This window comes from Flavobacterium sp. UGB4466, assembly GCF_903469665.1.
GTDB classification, from domain to species: Bacteria; Bacteroidota; Bacteroidia; order Flavobacteriales; family Flavobacteriaceae; genus Flavobacterium; species Flavobacterium lipolyticum.
Genome location: NZ_CAGKLC010000006.1, coordinates 1 through 21,013 on the forward strand (window position 1 = coordinate 1; position 21,013 = coordinate 21,013).

Sequence of the window (21,013 nt, forward strand, 5' to 3'; positions counted from 1 at the left end):
TATTTTATTTTATACTTTTACAGAAAAATATACTGTTTCTGGAAAGTAAATTGCCTCTAAAAAGAAAAAATGACTAAATTTTATGAATCAATGAAAACGTTTTCGTTATGGCTTTAGATGAAATTGACAAGAAAATCTTACGACTTTTACAGGAAAATGCGCATTATACTTTAAAAGACATTGCGAACAAGATAAACCTGTCTCTGACACCGGTTCATGATAGGGTGAAACGTCTTGAAAAAGAGGGTGTTATAGAGAAGTATGTTTCTATTTTAAATAAGAAAAAACTCGGTAATAATTTAACGGTGTATTGTCAGGTGACCCTCACGAAGCAGACTTATGATACTTCGGAAGGATTCAATCAGTCGATTCTGAATTTGCCGGAAGTGGTGGAGTGTAATTATGTTTCCGGAAATTTTGATTATATGTTGAAAGTTGTCATTCCCGATATGGAAAGCTTTCATCACTTTCATCAAAAAAAATTAGCAGTTCTTCCTGAAGTTTCTTTGATCAATACTGTTTTTGTAATTTCAGAGGTAAAGAGTACGACAGTTTTGCCCATATAGTTTACAAAAGTGCTATGGATTCATTTTAATCGAGTAGAATTGAAGTGACTACAACTAAAATACAAAAGCCATCAAGAAAACTTGATGGCTTTTGCTGTATGAATGGTTTTGGTGTATCCTAGTAGTAAGTAAAACGTCTTACTTTGGCAATGTATTTCGCCAGACGAATTACCTGGTGGCTATAGCCGTATTCGTTATCGTACCAAATGTATAATACAATGTTTTTACCATCTTTAGAAACAATTGTAGCGTTACTGTCATAGATTGAAGGAGCTGAAGTTCCTACAATGTCAGATGAAACCAATTCGTTGTTCAGTGAATATTTGATTTGCTCCACCAATTCACCTTCCAAAGCGTATTTCTTCATGATCTTGTTGATAGCCGGGATCGAAGTTGCTTTTTTAACTTCTAAGTTTAAAACGACCAATGAACCGTTTGGAACTGGAACTCTGATGGCATTAGAGGTTAATTTCCCTTCTAATGATGGCAATGCTTTTGCAACGGCACTTCCTGCACCAGTTTCGGTAATGACCATGTTTAAAGCTGCTGCTCTTCCACGACGGTATTTTTTATGCATATTATCAACCAAATTCTGGTCGTTTGTATAGGCATGGATGGTTTCTAAGTGTCCTTTTACTACTCCTAAAGTATCTTCAACAGCTTTTAATACTGGTGTGATAGCATTTGTCGTGCAGGATGCAGCTGAGAAAATATCAATTTCGTCAGGATTGTACTCGTTATGGTTTACTCCATGAACGATATTTGGAACTCCTTTTCCAGGTGCAGTCAATAAAACTTTACTGGCTCCTTTAGAAGTTAAGTGTCTTTTTAAAGCTTCTTCTGTTGTAAAAGCTCCGGTATTGTCAATAACTAAGGCCTCATTGATTCCGTATAAAGTATAATCAATTTCTTCCGGTGAATTTGCTGTAATGATATGAACAGTGGTTCCGTTGATGATTAATGCATTGTTCTTTGGATCGGCAGTAACAGACCCCTGAAAATCTCCATGTATTGAATCGTATCTTAAAAGAGAAGCTCTTTTCTCTAATGTCGAAGCGTCATTTTTGTCTCTGGTAACAATCGCTCTCAGTCGCAATTGATTTCCTTTACCGGTTTTAGACATTAATTCTCTCGCTAATAAACGGCCAATTCTTCCAAAACCATATAAAACAACATCTTTTGGCTGAATTTCTTCTGAAGATTTTGCTTCTTTCAATTTATCGATTACAAAATATCGCGCATCAGGATATTTTTCATCTTCTAAACGATATTCGTAAGTTAGTTTTCCCAGATCTAATTTTGCAGGTGGAAGATCTAAAGATAAAATAACTCTCGCGATTTCCACTGAATCAAAAATGGTGATCGGCTTGCCTACAAATTCACCTGCATATTGATGCAAATTGATAATATCGCTGACATTTTGATCCAGTAATTGGTTTTTGAAAAGAACCATTTCAATGGATTTGTCATACCATAAATCGCTTATGATTTTAATTAATTCGACACCAGCTCTTCTTCGGTCGACTTGTAATGATACCTCTTTTTGGTACAAAGATTTTTTGCTCATAATTGATTAAATTGAAAAAATAAATAGACGACTATTTTTAAATTTTGCGCAAAAGTACCCATTTCAATCGATTTCGTAAACTGTTTTATGATTTATTTTTGAAATTTATATAAAAAATAATTTTTCCTAATGGGTTAAAAATAGAGCTAATGATAATGAAAATGGGAGTTTATTTGCGAAGAAAAACAAAAAAGTCATCTTATTTCTAAGATGACTTTTTTTAGGAGTTTTCAGTTTTCGGTCTCAGTTTTCAACTGTAAAAAACTGAGAACTGAGACTGAAAACTGAGACTGTAAAGAGGGATCTAAATAATAATTCTGAGAATTTCTCCCGATTTACTGATCATTTCAAGACGAACACTTTGTCCGTCATTTTTATTGTTTAAAAGTTTAGAAACAGTTTCAATGTTGGTTGCTTTTACATTATCAATACTTAAGATAATATTGCCTTGAAGTTCATTTTGATACTGCATTAAGTTTTCGTTAGTGATGCTTCTGATTTTTACACCATAATCAATTTTGAATTTCTTTTTATCTGAGGCATCGATGTTTTCCAGCTCGATTCCTTTAAATTCAGTACTAAAAAATTCATTTTTACTTAAAGTTACCGGAACTGTTTTTGTTTTTCCATCTTTAATGTAGGTCACTTTTACAACATCATTTGGACGTTTGGTGTTTATATAACCGGACAGATCTGCATAAGTGGCAATGTTCTGGTCGTCAAGTTTGATGATGATATCACCTTTACCCAATCCTGCTTTTTCGGCTCCGGAATTTTTAGAAACTTTGCTAATGTAGAAGCCTTGTGTTTCTGTAATTCCTAATTCTTTAGAAGCGGTACTGTTTAACTCACCGCCTTCAACACCCAAAATACCTCTTTGTACATTTCCGAATTCCATAATGTCTTCGATTATTTTTCGGGCAATATTAGAAGGAACGGCAAACGAATATCCAACATAGGAACCGGTCATAGAGGAGATCATAGTATTGATACCAATCAACTCACCTCTGGTGTTTACTAATGCACCACCACTATTTCCGGGGTTTACAGCCGCATCTGTCTGAATGAATGACTGAATTCCGTTAGTATCTAGATTTCGGGCTTTTGCCGAAACAATTCCAGCAGTAACCGTAGACGTTAAATTATACGGATTTCCTACTGCCAAAACCCACTCTCCGATTTTTACAGAATCAGAATTGGCAAAAGCAGTATAAGGCAATTTTTCATCAGCATTAATTTTCAGTAAAGCGATGTCCATTTTAGAATCGGTACCTATTAATTTAGCTTTGTATGATTTTTTATTGTTTAAAGTAATTTCGATTTCCGTAGCATCTTTAATTACGTGATTGTTGGTTACAATGTAGCCGTCTTCCGAAATAATAACTCCGGATCCGGTTCCAACCTGTTCCTGCTGTTGTTGACCTCCATAACCGTAGAAAAATTCCATCATAGGATTGCTGACGGTTCTTCGCGAGACATTTTTTACGTGAACAACAGTGTGAATGGTTTTGTCTGCAGCTGCTGTAAAATCAACCGTTTCAGCAGATAGTGCGACGTTTTTTCCAAATGAGTTCGGGGCAAGAGTAACAACAGAATTTCCTCTTCCAAAAAAAGAATTGCTGCTTTCAAATAATAATTTGTAAGCACCAAGGGTAGTTGCACCGCTAAGCAGTGAAACTAAAAATAAGGTTGAAAATCTTTTCATATTACAGTTTATATTATTGGTTATTTTAACGTAAAAATACTTCAAAAAATTATCTGAGAAAATGGTTTAACGCTCTTTAACAATGATTAACATTTCATTAATTATTTGTTCGTACTTTTGTGTCAGTTAATGTAAAAAAAATGCAAATAGAATTTTATAAATATCAGGGCACCGGGAACGATTTTGTTATGATTGACAACCGTTCTGAGTTCTTTCCAAAAGAGAATATTAAATTGATTGAACGACTGTGCGACAGACGTTTCGGGATAGGCGCCGACGGACTTATCTTACTCGAAAATGATACTGAAACGGACTTCAGAATGGTCTATTATAATTCAGACGGAAACCAAAGTTCGATGTGCGGAAATGGCGGTCGTTGTCTGGTAGCTTTTGCCAATCAGTTGGGGGTTATTGACGACAAAACTACCTTTATTGCAACTGATGGATTACATCATGCTTCGGTCGGAGAGGATGCTATTATTTCCTTGCAGATGATTGATGTGGATGAAGTAAAAAAATACGATTCTTATACTTTTTTAAATACAGGCTCACCACATCATGTACAGCTTGTAGAGGATTTAGAACATTATAATGTGAAAGAAAATGGTGCAGCAATTCGTTATGGCGAATTATATGGTGAAAAAGGGAGTAACGTTAATTTTGTAAAAAAAGTAGACGATAGTACTTTTTCATTGCGTACTTATGAAAGAGGTGTTGAAGATGAAACTTTGGCTTGCGGAACCGGAGCAACGGCAGTGGCAATTGCAATGAATGCTATTGGTTTGACAGATAAAACGTCAATTGATCTGAATGTTGAAGGCGGAAAATTGGTGGTTTCTTTTGATAAGTCAGACGAACATTTTACCAATGTTTTTTTAACCGGACCAGCCAAATTTGTTTTCAAAGGAACGATCGAAATTTAATTAGTCTAAAACGATCCAAAATCAGCAATCTACAATCTACAATCAAATGATAACACTCAAAGGGGACTCGATTTATCTGCGTGCATTAGAACCCAATGATCTGGAGTTTGTGTATGCCATGGAGAATGATGAGAGCATTTGGGAAGTCAGTAACACCCAAACGCCCTATAGCAGGTTTTTGATCCGCCAGTATCTCGAAAATGCACAGCAGGATATTTATGAGGCCAAGCAATTGCGTTTAGCGATCTGTCAGGATCAGGACTTTCCGGCGATTGGATTGATTGATTTGTTCGAATTTGATCCAAAAAATAACAGAGCAGGCATTGGCATTGTCATTCAAAAAGACGAAAACAGAAATCAAAAAGTTGGATCTGAGGCATTAGGGCTTTTAATTAAGTATGCATTTCACCATTTAAACTTGCATCAATTATATGCAAATATTGCTGTGGGAAATGCACCAAGTGTAGCTCTTTTTACTAAATTTGGCTTTGAGAAAATAGGAATTAAGAAAGATTGGATTTTGCTCCACAACCACTATCAGGACGAAGCAATGTTTCAGTTAATTAACAAACAAATTTAAATTTAAGACTTTGAGCATAAAAAAAATCATCACGTTAACTGCTGTTGCCGTAATTTCAGTTTTAATGGTTTACGGATTTATTTTAATTAGTAAAATCTTCAGTGCCAATACCAAATTCGAGGATAAAGAATTGTACGTGTATGTTCCAACTGGAGCAAATTATACCGATGTGAAGAAAATATTGGAGCCCTATATCAAGAATTTTGAAGATTTTGAAATGGTGGCTGACAAAAGAAGTTATCCTGAAAATGTAAAATCAGGTCGTTTTTTGCTTAAAAAAGACATGAACAATATGGATTTGGTTCGCGCTATGCGTTCTAATGTTCCGGTAAAATTAGCTTTTAATAATCAGGAGAGATTGGAAAATTTTGCAGGAAGAGTAGGCTCTGAGATCGAAGCCGACAGTTTATCTTTAATAAAAGCTTTTAAAGATCCGGAATTTTTGGCAGCAAACGGTTTCAACGAAGACAATGTCTTCGCTATGTTTATTCCGAATACTTATGAAATCTATTGGAATACTTCAGCAGAGAAGTTTCGTGATAAAATGATCAAAGAATATCACAATTTTTGGACTGCTGAGAGAATCGAAAAGGCAAAAAAGCAAGGATTAACTCCGGTTCAGGTTACTATTTTAGCTTCCATCGTTCATAAAGAATCCGTAAAGAAAGATGAAAGACCTCGTATTGCAGGTGTTTATTTGAACCGTCTACGTTTAGAAATGCCATTACAGGCTGATCCAACGGTAATTTACGCTTTAAAACTTAGAGACAATAATTTCGATCAGGTAATTAAAAGAGTTTTTTACAACGACTTGATTATGAAATCGCCTTACAATACTTACGTGAATATCGGCCTTCCCCCAGGACCAATTGCAATGCCTGATATTACAGCCCTTGATGCTGTTTTAAACCCGGAGAAAAACGATTATATTTATTTTTGTGCGAGCGTGGAACGTTTCGGATACCATGAATTCGCTGCTACTTTGGCAGAACACAATGTAAATGCAAAAAAATATTCAGACTGGATTGCTAGTCAGGGCGTAACAAGATAGTTTTGAATTTTAAAAGCATATTTTTTTTATCGGTTTTAGGGTTTTGGAGTGTTTTTTCTGTAAACGCTCAAAGCAGGGTTGAAAGTTTTTTAACACCTGCGGATACTTTAAATAAAAAAAGACAAAATACAGTCATAATTACCGAAGCTACTCTGGCTTCGGTAACTTTACTGGGTTTGAATCAGCTTTGGTATGCTGATTATCCTCGTTCTAATTTCCACTTTATAAATGATAATAACGAATGGCTTCAGATGGATAAGGTGGGGCATATGTATTCGGCCTATCATTTAGGAAGGTTGGGTGCTGAAATGATGAAATGGAGTGGTGCTGATCAAAAAAAACAATTAATTTACGGTGCAGGTTTTGGCTTTGCCTTTCTGACGGCTGTTGAAGTATTGGATGGATTTTCATCAGAATGGGGGGCTTCTTCAGGAGATGTTATTGCTAATGCTACCGGTACTGCTTTATACGTTTCTCAGGAATTACTTTGGAAAGAACAGCGTATTGTTCCAAAATTCTCTTTTCATACTACGCAATATGCGAATTTAAGACCTAAAGTATTGGGAAGTTCGTTAAATGAACAGCTTTTGAAAGATTATAATGGGCAAACCTATTGGCTTTCTGTAAATCTTCATTCTTTCGCGAAAGAGAGTAAAATTCCAAAGTGGTTAAATGTAGCTTTTGGATATGGAGCTGACGGAATGTTAACCGGAAATTTACAAAATGATAATCGTGATTTCACGCAAAACCCAAAAAGATTTCGTCAGATTTATCTTAGTTTTGACGTAAATTTGACGAAAATTGAAACAAAATCACATTTTTTAAAGACTATTTTTTCGATTTTTAACACGATAAAAATTCCGGCGCCAACTCTCGAATACTCCGCCAATAAAGGGCTTAAAGCGCATGCCTTCTATTTTTAGAAAACATTAACTTGTTGATTATCAGTATAATTTGTTTTTTATTACCTTTGCACCGTAGAAATTTCAAAAAGGTGACAGCGTTTTGAAGAAAAACAATTTATGATAAAGAAGTGGTATTTTTATGCGAGTTTGATCGTTATTATTACATTTTTGACTTTGGGTTTTAAACCCTTTAATCTGGAAACCAAACCTTGGTTTCTAATAGAAAAAACAGATGGATCTGAATACGTATTTCCATCACAGGAAGAGGATGATTATCCTATCTTACACAAATTAAACACCCCATTTACCGGAAAACGCCTTATTGGATTCAAAGAAGCTGTAGCTTTTAAAGAATCTCAAGGGAAATATCGTTTGGTAAATTCGTTAGGTTATATGGGGAAATATCAATTTGGGACTCAGGCACTGAGAGCTATTGGTGTTCAAAACAACAAAGCCTTTTTAAAAGACCCTGCCTTACAGGAAAAAGCATTTCTGGTGTTATTGTCTAAAAACAAATGGATTTTACGCAATGAGATCGAAAAGTATGAAGGGAAAATTATTAACGGAATTGAAATTACAGAGTCTGGTATTTTAGCTGCCGCTCATCTTGGTGGTGCAGGTTCAGTTAAAAACTTTTTTAAGAACAAAGGAGGCCAACACTTTAGAGATGCCTACGGAACTTCTTTAAAAAGTTACCTTAAAGCCTTTGGAGGTTATGATTTATCTTTTATTGAAGCAGATAGTAATGCTACAATACACCATTAATAAAGTGTAAACTTTATAAAGAAAACCTGCTGTAAAAAGCAGGTTTTTTTTTATGGCTGTTTTTAATTAGTAAAGGTTATTGAGATTTTAAGATGTGAATTGCCCCTTGTGTGTCATTTCGACGAAGGAGAAATCACAAACATAGCTCGATAAAGATTGGCAGTTTCTTCGTGGAATTTCTTTGTGGAGTTTCTTTGAGGAGTTTCTTTGTAGAATGGCTTGTGTGATTTGCTTCGCCTGTTCGCTATCTCTCGAGTGTCCTTCGTCGAAATGACACAATGAGTCTTAAAATGGATGGTGATTTTCTTTATAGCATGCTAGAGATCCTATTGTAAAATTTACGTTTACTATAAAAAATAATGATTAAGAAACTCAAATACTGGATTTTGTTCTTTGATTAATGCTAGTTTTTTATCTCTATTCCATTTTTTCAACTCTTTTTCTCGTGTAATAGCCTCGTGAATCCAAGTGAATTTTTCGTAGTATACTAAAAATTGAATATTATATTTTGATGCAAATGTTTTTGTACCGTTTTCTATATTTTGTTTGTGCTGATGTAATCTTAGTTTTAAATTGTTAGTAACACCAATGTAAAAAGTCGAACGATGTTGGTTGGTTATAATATAGACTTAATAGGTATGAAAGGCAGATTGAGGATTGAACATAATATATTATTTTGTACGAATATACTTTGTTTTGTTGTTTATTTTAGAAGTTTTTTTACGCTGTGTCATTTCGACGAAGGAGAAATCACATAAGAAGCTCGACAAAGATTGGTGATTTCTTCGTGGGTTTTCTTTGTAAAGTTTCTTCATAGAATGGCTTGTGTGTCATTTCGACGAAGGAGAAATCACAAACATAGCTCGATAAAGATTGGCAGTTTCTTTGCAGAGTTTCTTTATCGAGCTTCTTTGTAGAATTACTGTTGTGATTTCTCCTTCGTCGAAATGACAATTGGGGTGTGAGAATAGGAGCCTGGCAAAGATTGAAAGTTTTTTTGTTGAGAAAAATACAGAATAAAAAAAGAGAGGCAATTGCCTCTCTCGTAATGAATTTATCTTCTAATCAATTAAAATTTCTAAGATTTTAATGGCCGCTTCACTAATTTTTGTTCCTGGACCAAAGACAGCTACTGCTCCGGCATCAAAAAGGAATTGGTAATCCTGAGCAGGAATTACTCCTCCTACAATGACCATAATATCTTCGCGGCCGTGTTTTTTAAGTTCTTCAATCACCTGAGGGACTAAAGTTTTATGTCCGGCAGCAAGTGATGAAACCCCTAAGATGTGAACGTCATTTTCAACCGCTTGTTTGGCAGCTTCAGCCGGCGTCTGGAATAGCGGACCTATGTCTACGTCGAAACCTACATCGGCATAGCCTGTTGCAACTACTTTTGCACCTCGGTCGTGTCCGTCTTGTCCCATTTTAGCAATCATAATTCTGGGACGTCTTCCTTCTTGTTTGGCAAAGGCATCTGCTAATTGTTTTGCCTTTTCGAAATTCTCGTCATTTTTTATTGCTGCACTATACACACCGCTAAAGGATTTAATTTGTGCTTTGAATCTGCCGAATACACTTTCGAGGGCATCGCTAATCTCTCCTAAAGTCGCTCTGTTTCGGGCTGCTTCAATTGCGATTGCGAGTAAGTTGCCTTCTCCGCTCTTTGCACAATGAATTAATTTTTCGAGTGATTGATTTACTTTTTCAGTATCTCTGGTTTCTTTAATTTTTTGAAGTTGATCCACTTGTTGCTTGCGAACCATTTGGTTGTCAACATCCAGAATGTGTAGTGGATCTTCTTTTTCTAATCGGAATTGATTTACACCAACAATTATATCTTGTCCGCTGTCTATTCTGGCCTGTTTTCTTGCTGCAGCTTCTTCAATTCTTAATTTCGGAATTCCCGCTTCAATAGCTTTTGTCATCCCGCCTAATTCTTCCACTTCTTCGATAAGTTTCCAGGTGCTTTTAAGAATTTCGTCGGTTAAGCTTTCCACATAATAACTTCCTCCCCAGGGATCAACGGTTTTGGTAATTTTAGTTTCTTCTTGTAAAAAGATTTGAGTATTACGGGCAATTCTTGCCGAGAAGTCAGTAGGTAAAGCAATAGCTTCATCTAATGCGTTTGTGTGCAAGGACTGTGTTCCTCCAAAAGCAGCTGCTGTGGCTTCGATACAGGTTCTGGCGACATTATTAAACGGATCCTGTTCGGTTAAACTCCATCCACTAGTCTGACAGTGTGTCCTCAGGGCTAAAGATTTGTCGCTTTTAGGATTGAATTGCTGCACCAGTTTTGCCCAGATCATTCGACCTGCTCTCATTTTGGCAATTTCCATAAAATGATTCATTCCGATAGCCCAAAAGAAAGACAATCGGGGAGCAAAGTCATCAATACTCATTCCGGTGGAAAGACCGGTTCTAATGTATTCCAGACCGTCGGCTAAAGTGTAGGCCAATTCGATATCGGCAGTGGCACCTGCTTCCTGCATGTGGTATCCTGAAATTGAAATAGAGTTGAATTTAGGCATTTTTTGACTCGTAAATTCGAAAATATCAGCAATGATTTTCATCGAAGGAGTCGGAGGGTAGATATAGGTGTTACGCACCATGAATTCTTTCAGAATATCGTTTTGAATGGTTCCGGATAATTTGCCAATAGCTACGCCCTGTTCTTCCGCCGCAACGATATAAAAAGCCATAATAGGTAAAACGGCTCCGTTCATAGTCATTGAAACAGACATTTCATCAAGCGGAATCTGATCGAATAGTATTTTCATGTCTTCGACAGAATCGATGGCTACTCCGGCTTTTCCAACATCACCAACTACTCTTTCATGATCGGAATCGTAACCACGATGGGTAGGTAAATCGAAGGCAATCGAAAGACCTTTTTGTCCGGCAGCCAAATTTCTTCTGTAAAAAGCATTACTCTCTTCAGCGGTCGAAAATCCTGCATATTGACGAATCGTCCACGGACGTCTTACATACATGGTAGCGTAAGGCCCGCGCAAGTTGGGTGCAAACCCGGCTCCAAAATCAAGAAATTCTAAATCTTCAAGATCCTTTTCAGAATATCTCTTTTTGAGCTCAATTCCTTCGGCCGTGGTGAAGTTGTGAGTTCCGGGTTCTGAGTTATGTGTCAGTTCGTCTAACTTTTCACGGTTAACATCTAACTTAATATGTGTAAGGTCTTTTCTCAATTGTAAAAATGTTATTTAGAATAAGTTTAATTCACTATCTCTCGATGTGTGAAAAATAGATTTAATTACGATGCTGTTTTTATAAATAGAATAATGTATCGCGTATGGAAACGTTTTTAAAAATAGGATTCGAATATTGTCATATCTAATCTGAAAAGATAATGTGTTACTTTTGAGGATTGAGATACTTTTTTTAAAAGAATCATTAAATCTGTTACCTAATTTTGGATGTATATTTTTATAATAAAGGCAAGAAGTTTTTATAATCTGCCTTTGCCTCTTCAATAATGACTATTTTATCGATCATTTTCGATTTCTTTTAAAAAATCATCAATGTCAGAGACATTATCAGGGTTTTTTAAATAGTTTTCGGTTCTTTCTCTAACCTGATCAATTTGCCATTGTGGAATTTTATAGTCATCATGCTGTACCGGTAAAATAATTACTTCAACTTCATTTGCTACAAAATCCTCCGGCAGAATTACAGTTACAGAATGATTTTTAACGGATAGTATTTGTCTGATCGCTTCCATAATTATTTTGATTTATACTCAAATATAGTTATTTGAAATTAATTTCATTCAAGCTCCAATCGCTCCTGCTCCAGTTTTTCGGCTAATCTTTTTTCTATTATTGGAGTAATTAATGTTTTTCTCGGTTTTATTTTTACGAAAGGAAACAATTCTAAATCATGTTTCATTTTGTCTTCTTTGTTCGGATGTTTGTTGGTACCTAACAGAATTTCCTTTTTTGAATCGAATAATTCCTGTTCTTTTGCAGCACTTTCCTGAATTTTCTTCTTGATCGTTCCGTCATTTAAAAGTTTTAAGAATCCTCCGTTTGCTTCAATGTCTTTAAACAACGTTAAACTTTTTTCGGCCAGCTGCATCGTCAGACTTTCAATGTAATAACTTCCGTCTGCCGGATTATCAACCTTGTCAAAGTAACTTTCGTGTTTTAAAACCAGTAATTGATTGCGGGCAATACGATCGCCAAATTCATTGTCTTTATGATACAAAGAATCGTAAGGCAGGTTGGCTACAGCATCTGCACCGCCTAAAATAGCCGACATGCATTCTGTGGTTGTGCGCAACATGTTAACATTGTAATCGTAAATCGTTTTATTTCGTTTGGTAGGAGTTACTACTAAATGACATTCTAAGTCAGGGTTATATTCAGCAGCGATTAATTTGAAAAGCATGCGCAAGGCACGAAGTTTCGCAATTTCGAAGAAATAATTTGTTCCTACTGAAACTTCAAAAACAATTGGTTTTAAAGTATTCGGAAAGCGGTTCAAATATTCATTGGCATGAGCCAAACTATAAGCAATTTGCTGCGTGATAGTAGCGCCTGCATTTTGATACAAACCCGAGTCGATACTTAAAAATGAAATATTGGTTGTTGCTTTTGAAATTTTTTCCAGACCTTCAAAATTATTTTTATCTGCTGTAGAAAACCAGTTTCCTTCTCTTGCCAATTGTCCAATAGGGTCAATATTGCAGTAAAAAGTGGCCTTCTTCTGAATTGAAATCTCGTCCAATAGCTTTACGAAATCGATTGAAATGAAATTCAGATTAAAGTAAACAATTCTATTTTCTAAAGGAAGTGTCTCTAGTAATTTTTGAACATCAATGGTTTTGTCTTCAATTGTGAAACGCAGGCTTTCAGCGCCTCTTTCAATTGTATTGATGGCTCTCTGAATTGATTTGTCAATGTCATAAACAAAAATGTTCTGGCAAATTTTAAAGTTGGATACCTGAGTTTTTACCGTTGCGGCCTTTGTAAATTCATCTGTGTGGTAAAATGGTTTTACCTGAATGTCTTCAGGAGAATTCCAAATTACAGTTTGGTTGTAATCGGCTCCATCTAATTCAAACTGAATTTTTTGTTTCCATTGTTTGGATGAAATCGGACTAAAATCGTCGAACAGGGTAGTGGCCATTGTGTATTTTTTCGGGTTATTCTTTATCTTGAATGGTATCTCCTTCAAAATGTATGATGTAAATATCTTCGCTGTCTTTTTTCATAAAGTACTTTTCGCGGGCATATTTTTCAATTTGTTCAGGATTTTTGAGCTGTTTGATCTGTTCCTGATCTTTTTTTATTTCGTCCTGATAGTATTTTTTATTGTCTTGTAATTCATGAATCTGGTTGTCCAGAAAACGATGATCAAAATAAGAATAATTATCTAAGAATAACATCCATATTACAAAAAAGAGCAACACCCAAACGTATTTGTTGCCCAGGAGTTTAAACCATTTTTTGTCTCTATATGGGTTTTTTATTTTCATTTAACCGATTGCGTTTTATAATTTCGATTGATGTTTTGGTTGTGATAGAAGTGATACTCCTTTTGTGCCATTGTCAGGCACAAAAGGTGAAATGGATCTTCTAAGTTTGATGCATTAAATTTACAATAAAAATTATAAAATTCGCTGATTAATTACAGCCCGGACTACATCTATGGCCACGGTATTGTATTTGTCGTTTGGAATTATAATGTCGGCGAAAGCCTTAGAAGGTTCTATAAACTGTTCGTGCATTGGCTTTAAGGTGTTTTGATAACGTGTTAAAACCTCGTCAATATCACGTCCGCGTTCTGAAATGTCTCTTTTTAAACGACGGATTAATCTTTCGTCTGAATCGGCATGAACAAAAATTTTGATGTCAAAAAGATCACGTAACTCCGGATTGGTCAGAATTAAAATTCCCTCAACAATCATTACTTTTCTTGGGTGAGTTGAAACTGTATCATCGGTTCTGTTGTGCTGTATGAAAGAATATACAGGCTGGTCTATCGTTTCACCTGCTTTTAATGCTTTAAGGTGTTTTACCAGTAATTCAAAATCGATCGCACGCGGGTGGTCGAAATTGATTAATGCTCTTTCGTCAAATGACAAATTGTTAGTCTCTTTATAATACGAATCCTGAGAGATTACACCCACTTCTGTGTCTGGTAATTCATTCATGATTTGGTGTACTACTGTCGTTTTTCCACTTCCTGTTCCTCCTGCAAGTCCAATAATGAGCATAAAATTTGTGTTATATATTTGTTCAGCAAAAATAATAATTTAAGTGGATTCCTAATGGAATCCGAACTTTAAAATTGAATTTATGCGGATAAGTTTAACTTAGGTTTTGAAAGGATTACGAGAACTATGCAAAAAAAATCCCGATAGCAATGCCATCGGGATTTGGTGCAATCAGTATAGTTTTAATAAAATATTCTGAATTTAGTAAGCACTTGTAATTATTTATTCTTTTTTGCTTTAATCATCATTTCAAGCTGATCCCAAAGTTCTTCCGGGATTGCTTCCAGTAAATTAAATTGTCCGGCACCTTTTAACCACTCTCCGCCATCAATTGTAATAACGTCTCCATTTACATAAGCTGAAAAATCTGAAACTAAATAAGCTGCCAGATTGGCCAATTCCTGATGATCGCCTACACGTTTCAATGGTACTTTTTTAGCCATATCGAATTTTTCGGCAAGATCTCCCGGTAATAATCGGTCCCAGGCTCCTTTTGTAGGGAATGGTCCCGGAGCAATCGCGTTAGAACGAATTCCGTATTTTGCCCATTCAACGGCCAAACTGCGTGTCATTGCCAGTACTCCCGCTTTTGCGGTTGCACTTGGTACTACATAGGCCGAACCTGTCCAGGCATAAGTTGTAACAATATTTAAAATCGTAGCAGAGGTTTGTTTGGTGTCAATCCAGTGTTTTCCAAATGCAAGTGTACAGTTTTTTGTACCTTTTAATACAATATCAATAACGGTATCAAAAGCATTCGCAGATAAACGTTCTGTTGGTGAGATGAAATTTCCGGCTGCATTGTTCAAAAGAACATCTACTTTTCCAAAAGTTTTTAAAACTTCCTGAAGCATGTTTTCCACTTCTTCGTAATGACGAACATCACATTGAAGCGGTAAACATTTTCCTCCGGTTTCCGTTTCAAGTTCAGTGGCGGTGTTTTTAAGCTTTTCTAAATCTCTTGAAGTAATGGCTACCTGAGCCCCTAATTCTAAAAAGTATTTGGTCATGGCTTTTCCTAAACCGCTTCCTCCACCTGTAACAACAATGACTTTGCCTTTTAAAGCGTCATCTCTTAACATTTTATCTGTATAGCTCATATGTATTTCTTTTTATTACAATATTAATTAAATAAATAGGATGCACGCATAATAATGTTATAAAATTTTAATAAACTTTAAATATCACCTAATTTTTTTGCGGCTGCTTCCAGTGTAAAATTGTCTTTAGCAAAGCAAAAGCGGATGAGCTTTTGATCTTTGTGGTCGGAATAGAAAGTAGAAATCGGAATTGCGGCGACACCATGTTCTGTGATTAATTTTTTACAGAAAGTAACATCGTCATCGGTTGAAATAGTAGCATAAGAAGCCACCTGAAAATAAGTTCCTTCGCAAGGTTTTAATTCGAACCGGCTATTTTGAAGCAGTTTCTGGAAGTAATCTCTTTTTTCCTGATAGAACTTTCCAAGTAAATTGACATCAACAATCTTCAGATATTGACTGATGGCAGCTTGTGAAATGCTGTTCACACTAAAAACCAGAAACTGATGTACTTTTTTAATTTCCTTCATTAAATGTTCCGGAGCAACGCTGTAGCCAATTTTCCATCCCGTAATATGGAATGATTTTCCAAAAGAAGAAACCATGATACAACGGTTTAAAAGAAAATCTTTGGTATGTGCCGAAATGTGTTTTTCTTCAAAAGTAATGTATTCGTAAACTTCATCAGACAGAACAAGGAGATTAGGATGTTTGGATAATAATCTCTCTAAGTGAGAAAAATCATCCTGAGTCAAAATTTTACCTGTTGGATTGTGCGGATTGTTGATGATAATCATCTTCGTTTTTGAAGAACAGGCTTTTTCTATTGTTTCCCAGTTTGGGGTATAATCATCGTTTAAAGCGACACGAACAGGTTTTGCGTTGCACAATAAAACAGGAGATTCATACGAATCATAGCTCGGATCCAGGATGATGACTTCATCACCGGTTTTAACCAAAGCCAAAATTGTAGTGAAAATTCCCTGAGTGGCTCCCGCTGTTACCAGGATTTCGGTTTCCGGTCGAATGGTTCGGCCATAGGATTTTTGAACCAATTGTGCTATTTGTTCCATCAATGGGGGAAATCCTGCCATTGGAGTATATTGATGCACGTTTTCTTTTGCTAATCTCGCAATGATATCGGTCAATCTTTCATCAACAGGGAAATTCGGGAATCCTTGCGAAAGATTTATGGCGTTGTATTCCGATGCCATTTTAGACATGACCGTAAAAATACTTGTCGTTACATTGGGAAGTTTACTCATGATAAAGTTTGATTAGGGGGAAACTTGTGAGTGATATAGGGGAATCTTGTCTAGCTTATGGTTATCGCGCCTGTATTCAAGGTTCTTACTTCTTTTTCTTTATGTTTACCGGGCTTCCATTTTGCAGCAGACTTTAAAACACGTATTGCTTCATCTCCAGTTTTAAAGCCAAGATCTCTTATGATCTTTATATCGCTAACAGAACCGTCTTTTTCGATGATAAAAGTGAAGTAGACTTTTCCTTTTAGAGTTGGTTTTTCAACGGGTTTTATAAAATTTCTGTTAAGGAAGGAAGTGAATTCAGTGACACCGCCAGGGTATTCGGGTTTTACCTCTATTCCATTGAGATCATAAATAGTATCGTCATTCGAAATTGAACTTGCTGTTGTTTTTTCAGATTCTTTATTGGTTTGCGAAAATGTAATTTGAACAAAGCAGATCAGAAGTAGAAGAAGAAACTTTTTCATTATGAATACGGTTTAATGGTTTACATTTTATGAATAATAAAAATTGTAGGGCGTTTGTCAATATCTACTTTTAGCTTTTTCCAATCAGAAACCCGCATTGTTTTAATAAATTCTGTTGGTAAAGTAATATCTGTTGCAATACAAAGATGCGTTGACGGATTTAAAATCTGTAAAAGATCTTCGATTAATTTGTTGTTTCTATACGGAGTTTCAATAAAAAGCTGTGATTGGTTTTTGTCTTGTGATAATCTTTCGAAATGACGAATTGCTGATTTTTTTTCGTCTTTATCAATAGGTAAATAGCCATTGAAAGTGAAACTTTGTCCGTTCATTCCGGATGCCATCATGGCCAATAAAATAGAAGATGGTCCCACTAAAGGTACCACCTGAATTCCTTTTTCATGTGCCAGTTTTACAATTACGGCACCGGGATCAGCAACACCGGGACAACCGGCTTCACTCATTAAACCAATGTTTTTTCCTTCTAGTAAAGGTTTGATGAAGTCTAAATGTTCGCTTGTTTCTGTGCGTTTATTAAGGGTAAAAAGAATCAGTTCGGATTGTTTTTTTTCCGGCGAGACTGCTTTTATGGATTTACGGGCCGTTTTTTCGTTTTCAACGATATAATGATCTATAAAATCGATACTTCTTTTGACAGTTTGAGGTAAAACATCCATAGGGTCGCTTTCGCCCATTGTTGTTGGAATTAAGTATAGTTTTCCCAGGAGTTTCATAGATGTCTTTTTATTTTGTTAGGAAAAGAAGAACTTATAAATGTTTTTCGATAAGTTTCTTCGAGATGATGTCGGTTACTTCGTCTAACATTTGATATACATTTTCAAATCCGTTGGTAACACCAAAGTAAGGATCCGGAACATCTACGTTTTCATCGGGAAATAATTCGTCTAAAATCAGACGGACTTTGTTTTTATGTTCTTCAGTCTGAGCCAGTTTTATAACATCGTCATAATTAGAAGAATCCATCACATAGATGTAATCAAAAGTATTGAAGTCAGCAGGTTTGAATTGTCTTCCTTTTTGGTTTCCAATGTCCAGGCCGTTTTTTTTGGCTACTGCTATAGATCGTTTATCAGGGGAGTGTCCTACATGCCAGGATCCGGTTCCGGCTGAGTCAACGATGAAATTATTTTTGGGTAATTTTGAAGCTAAAATACCTTCAGCTAAAGGGGATCTGCAAATGTTTCCCAAACAAACCATTAAAATTTTTACTGGCATGATGCGCGTTTATAGCGTTAGTTTTTTGTTGATGTCTTCGACAAATTTTTTGAATTGTTTGTCTGTAGAAACTAAATTGTCAACTGTTTTGCAAGCGTGTAATACGGTAGCGTGGTCGCGATCTCCAATTTGTGAGCCAATGTTTGCCAAAGAAGCTTTTGTAAATTTCTTTGCAAAAAACATGGCCAATTGTCTCGCCTGTACCACGTGCCTCTTTCGGGTTTTAGATTGAAGTGTTTCAACATCCAACTGGAAATAATCAGACACAATTTTTTGAATATAATCGATAGAGATTTCTCTCTTTACATTTTTAACAAATTTCTCTACAACACTTTTGGCTAACTCAATAGTAACTTCTTTTTTATTGAACGAAGACTGAGCAATTAAGGAAATAATAGCTCCCTCTAATTCTCTAACGTTACTCTTGATGTTACGTGCCACATATTCAATAATATCTTCCGGCATTTCAACACCATCACGATATAGTATGTTTTTTAAGATAGAAATACGAGTCTCGTAATCCGGTTGGTGCAGCTCGGCAGAAAGACCCCATTTGAAACGGGATAATAAACGCTGCTCGATATCCTGCATGTCAACAGGTGCCTTGTCAGAAGTAAGGATTACCTGTTTTCCGTTTTGATGTAAATAATTGAAAATATGGAAGAATACATCCTGAGTTCCTGATTTTCCGGATAAAAACTGAACGTCGTCAATAATTAAAACATCGATTAACTGATAAAAATGAATAAAATCATTACGATTGTTCTTTTTAACAGAATCAATATATTGCTGCGTGAAAATTTCGGCAGAAATGTATAAAACCGTTTTTTCAGGGTATTTGTCTTTCACTTCTACACCTATAGCATGTGCCAAGTGTGTTTTTCCTAATCCTACTCCTCCAAAGATCAATAACGGATTAAAGGAGGTTCCTCCAGGTTTGTTGGCAACTGCCATACCTGCAGAACGGGCTAAACGGTTTGAATCTCCTTCAAGGAAATTATCAAAACTGTAATTTGGATTTAACTGAGATTCAATTTTTAAATTTCGGATTCCCGGAATTACAAACGGATTCTTAAGTTCAGGATTTAGGTTTTTAAACGGAGCATCAACCTCTTGAGGTTTCATTGGAACTCTGTTGGAACTTGGCAGCTGCTCGGTAAACGGCTGTTTATTTCCATAAGTGTTCTCCATTTTAATTTTATAGAGTAACTTTGCGTTTTTTCCCAGTTCTTTGGTAAGTGCAACTTTCAATAATTTTACGTAATGCTCTTCGAGCCATTCGTAGAAAAATTTACTTGGTACTTGAATGTATAACGCGTTATCGGTTAGTTCAACTGACTTGATTGGCTCAAACCAAGTTTTGTATGCTTGATCTTGAATATTGTCCTTTATAAAAGACAAACAGTTTTCCCATACCGATTGAGCAGTTTTAGTCATAGATTCAAATAAATTTTCTTATTATTGATAAAGATTCTCCTAATAAAAAAGGAGCAGTTTTATTCCGTATTTCGGGATAACAAATATGTGAACAAATTTCTGTAAAAAAAAATATTTTGAACTCTAATTTTATAAAAAAAAGTTGTAAGTAAACTTTTTAAACTTAATTTTTTTTAATCTGAAAATAATGAAAAATCATCAAACGCAAGTGCGTGTCCGTTACTCTGAAACCGATCAAATGGGCGTTGTTTATCACGGAAATTATGTGCCCTATTTTGAGATTGGACGCGTGGAATGGCTTAGAAATAAAGGGATTTCATATAAAAGCATGGAAGAAAGCGGTATTGGATTGCCAATTGTTTCGATGCAGATAAATTATAAAAAATCGGCACGTTACGATGAGCTTCTTACTATTCATACAGCTTTCAAAAGTCAATCATCTGTTAAGATTGAATTTGATTGCGCAATCTATAATGAAGCAGATGAGTTATTAACAACTGCTGTGTTTATTTTGGTATTTATTTCGTTAAAAACGGGTCGTCCTACAGCGCCTCCAGATTATATTTTAGAATTATTTAAAACGCTGGTATAATTGTTATAATGTGTCCCCTTTTAATGTCAAATTATATAATTTTAATATCGATTTCAAACATTAAATCAAAAATGTCGAATATTGTTTCGGCATTTTTTTTGCGTGTTTTGGTTGTTATTTTGCCAATAGGGAGTCCCGAGTCTTCATTAATCTCCATTTCCTGAGCCGTAATTTCCAGTTTTTTTTCTTTTATAACCCGCATTACCCGATTCATATTTTTGTAATCAAAGGAGATTAAAAAGTGAACGTCTATTGTCTTTTCTATAATCTCGCAGGCTTCCAGTGCCATTTGTGCCGTTGTTTTGTAGGCAGTGATCAGGCCGCCAACGCCTAATTTAATTCCTCCGTAAATCCGAACCACTACTACTAAAACGTTAGTTACTCCAAAAGATTGTATCTGTCCGTAAATTGGTGCGCCTGCAGTATTACTGGGTTCTCCGTCGTCATTGGCGCGGTAGGAGATTTTGGGAGCGGTTCCTAATTGGTAAGCATAACAATAGTGTACAGCATGTGGATGCTGCTTTTTTAAGTTCTCAATAATAGGTTTTACCTCGTCTTCACTTTCGATTGGATAGGCATAGCCGAAGAACTTGCTGCTTTTTTCTTTTAAAAGCACTTCTTCAGATTCAAAAGAAATGGTCTGGTACGTATCGTTAAATTCCAAAAGTAAATTTCTAAATTA

At 35.6% G+C, this 21,013-nt stretch carries 22 protein-coding genes; 7 read left to right on the plus strand and 15 right to left on the minus strand.

What is annotated here, in order from left to right; translation table 11 throughout:
• The first annotated feature begins 107 nt into the window (after positions 1 to 107).
• Complete coding sequence (locus tag JO950_RS02830) at positions 108 to 566, plus strand: Lrp/AsnC family transcriptional regulator (protein ID WP_017498637.1); 459 nt, start codon at positions 108 to 110, stop codon at positions 564 to 566.
• A gap of 118 nt (positions 567 to 684) precedes the next feature.
• Here JO950_RS02830 and JO950_RS02835 read toward each other — a convergent pair whose 3' ends face one another.
• Positions 685 to 2,133 carry a glyceraldehyde-3-phosphate dehydrogenase gene (locus JO950_RS02835; RefSeq protein ID WP_202701024.1) on the minus strand — a complete coding sequence of 483 codons (1,449 nt, stop codon included), beginning with the start codon at positions 2,131 to 2,133 and terminating at the stop codon, positions 685 to 687.
• Between the two features lie 304 nt (positions 2,134 to 2,437).
• A complete protein-coding gene (locus JO950_RS02840) occupies positions 2,438 to 3,838 on the minus strand; it encodes a trypsin-like peptidase domain-containing protein (RefSeq protein WP_070907534.1) in 1,401 nt (466 codons plus the stop codon).
• A 140-nt stretch (positions 3,839 to 3,978) separates the two neighbouring features.
• On the opposite strand from JO950_RS02840, the gene dapF reads away from it, so the two are divergent.
• The 5 genes from dapF to JO950_RS02865 all read left to right on the plus strand — a co-directional run bounded on the left by dapF (position 3,979) and on the right by JO950_RS02865 (position 8,062).
• Positions 3,979 to 4,761, plus strand: coding sequence for a diaminopimelate epimerase (dapF, locus tag JO950_RS02845; protein WP_202701027.1), 783 nt, complete (start codon positions 3,979 to 3,981; stop codon positions 4,759 to 4,761).
• Between the two features lie 46 nt (positions 4,762 to 4,807).
• Positions 4,808 to 5,341, plus strand: a complete 534-nt coding sequence (locus tag JO950_RS02850) for a GNAT family N-acetyltransferase (protein WP_202701029.1) — start codon at positions 4,808 to 4,810, stop codon at positions 5,339 to 5,341.
• 10 nt (positions 5,342 to 5,351) lie between these two features.
• On the plus strand, positions 5,352 to 6,392 hold the full coding sequence (gene mltG, locus JO950_RS02855) for an endolytic transglycosylase MltG (RefSeq protein WP_202701031.1): 1,041 nt from the start codon (positions 5,352 to 5,354) through the stop codon (positions 6,390 to 6,392).
• Positions 6,393 to 6,394: 2 nt separating this feature from the next.
• Positions 6,395 to 7,315 carry a DUF2279 domain-containing protein gene (locus tag JO950_RS02860; RefSeq protein WP_202701033.1) on the plus strand — a complete coding sequence of 307 codons (921 nt, stop codon included), beginning with the start codon at positions 6,395 to 6,397 and terminating at the stop codon, positions 7,313 to 7,315.
• A 99-nt stretch (positions 7,316 to 7,414) separates the two neighbouring features.
• A complete protein-coding gene (locus JO950_RS02865) occupies positions 7,415 to 8,062 on the plus strand; it encodes a peptidoglycan-binding protein LysM (protein WP_202701034.1) in 648 nt (215 codons plus the stop codon).
• Between the two features lie 347 nt (positions 8,063 to 8,409).
• On the opposite strand, the gene JO950_RS02870 is transcribed toward JO950_RS02865, so the two are convergent.
• The 12 genes from JO950_RS02870 to dnaA form a co-directional block, all read right to left on the minus strand.
• Positions 8,410 to 8,685 (minus strand): GIY-YIG nuclease family protein, encoded by a 276-nt coding sequence (locus JO950_RS02870; protein WP_237732266.1) that lies wholly within the window; start codon positions 8,683 to 8,685, stop codon positions 8,410 to 8,412.
• 438 nt (positions 8,686 to 9,123) lie between these two features.
• On the minus strand, positions 9,124 to 11,262 hold the full coding sequence (gene scpA / locus JO950_RS02875) for a methylmalonyl-CoA mutase (protein ID WP_202701036.1): 2,139 nt from the start codon (positions 11,260 to 11,262) through the stop codon (positions 9,124 to 9,126).
• A 296-nt stretch (positions 11,263 to 11,558) separates the two neighbouring features.
• Positions 11,559 to 11,795: a hypothetical protein gene (locus JO950_RS02880; RefSeq protein WP_202701038.1), complete on the minus strand. Its 237-nt coding sequence runs from the start codon at positions 11,793 to 11,795 to the stop codon at positions 11,559 to 11,561.
• Between the two features lie 44 nt (positions 11,796 to 11,839).
• The gene (locus JO950_RS02885) at positions 11,840 to 13,204 is read right to left on the minus strand and encodes a methylmalonyl-CoA mutase subunit beta (protein ID WP_202701040.1); all 1,365 of its coding nucleotides are present in this window, start codon (positions 13,202 to 13,204) and stop codon (positions 11,840 to 11,842) included.
• A gap of 16 nt (positions 13,205 to 13,220) precedes the next feature.
• Positions 13,221 to 13,553, minus strand: coding sequence for a septum formation initiator family protein (locus tag JO950_RS02890; RefSeq protein ID WP_202701042.1), 333 nt, complete (start codon positions 13,551 to 13,553; stop codon positions 13,221 to 13,223).
• A gap of 132 nt (positions 13,554 to 13,685) precedes the next feature.
• Positions 13,686 to 14,294 carry a uridine kinase gene (udk, locus tag JO950_RS02895; protein WP_017498626.1) on the minus strand — a complete coding sequence of 203 codons (609 nt, stop codon included), beginning with the start codon at positions 14,292 to 14,294 and terminating at the stop codon, positions 13,686 to 13,688.
• Positions 14,295 to 14,512: 218 nt separating this feature from the next.
• Positions 14,513 to 15,394 carry an SDR family oxidoreductase gene (locus tag JO950_RS02900; protein ID WP_202701043.1) on the minus strand — a complete coding sequence of 294 codons (882 nt, stop codon included), beginning with the start codon at positions 15,392 to 15,394 and terminating at the stop codon, positions 14,513 to 14,515.
• 77 nt (positions 15,395 to 15,471) lie between these two features.
• A complete protein-coding gene (locus tag JO950_RS02905) occupies positions 15,472 to 16,599 on the minus strand; it encodes a methionine aminotransferase (RefSeq protein WP_202701044.1) in 1,128 nt (375 codons plus the stop codon).
• Positions 16,600 to 16,649: 50 nt separating this feature from the next.
• Positions 16,650 to 17,066: an energy transducer TonB gene (locus tag JO950_RS02910; RefSeq protein WP_202701046.1), complete on the minus strand. Its 417-nt coding sequence runs from the start codon at positions 17,064 to 17,066 to the stop codon at positions 16,650 to 16,652.
• Positions 17,067 to 17,086: 20 nt separating this feature from the next.
• Positions 17,087 to 17,800 (minus strand): SAM-dependent methyltransferase, encoded by a 714-nt coding sequence (locus JO950_RS02915; RefSeq protein WP_202701048.1) that lies wholly within the window; start codon positions 17,798 to 17,800, stop codon positions 17,087 to 17,089.
• Positions 17,801 to 17,834: 34 nt separating this feature from the next.
• Positions 17,835 to 18,302, minus strand: a complete 468-nt coding sequence (locus JO950_RS02920; protein ID WP_202701050.1) for a low molecular weight protein-tyrosine-phosphatase — start codon at positions 18,300 to 18,302, stop codon at positions 17,835 to 17,837.
• A 9-nt stretch (positions 18,303 to 18,311) separates the two neighbouring features.
• Positions 18,312 to 19,739: a chromosomal replication initiator protein DnaA gene (dnaA, locus tag JO950_RS02925; protein ID WP_017498620.1), complete on the minus strand. Its 1,428-nt coding sequence runs from the start codon at positions 19,737 to 19,739 to the stop codon at positions 18,312 to 18,314.
• A gap of 187 nt (positions 19,740 to 19,926) precedes the next feature.
• Here dnaA and JO950_RS02930 point away from each other — a divergent pair, with 187 nt between their 5' ends.
• Complete coding sequence (locus JO950_RS02930; protein ID WP_070907522.1) at positions 19,927 to 20,331, plus strand: thioesterase family protein; 405 nt, start codon at positions 19,927 to 19,929, stop codon at positions 20,329 to 20,331.
• 31 nt (positions 20,332 to 20,362) lie between these two features.
• Here the strand turns inward: JO950_RS02930 and JO950_RS02935 are convergent, their stop codons facing one another.
• Positions 20,363 to 20,995, minus strand: a complete 633-nt coding sequence (locus tag JO950_RS02935) for a YigZ family protein (protein ID WP_202701051.1) — start codon at positions 20,993 to 20,995, stop codon at positions 20,363 to 20,365.
• Positions 20,996 to 21,013 lie beyond the last annotated feature (18 nt).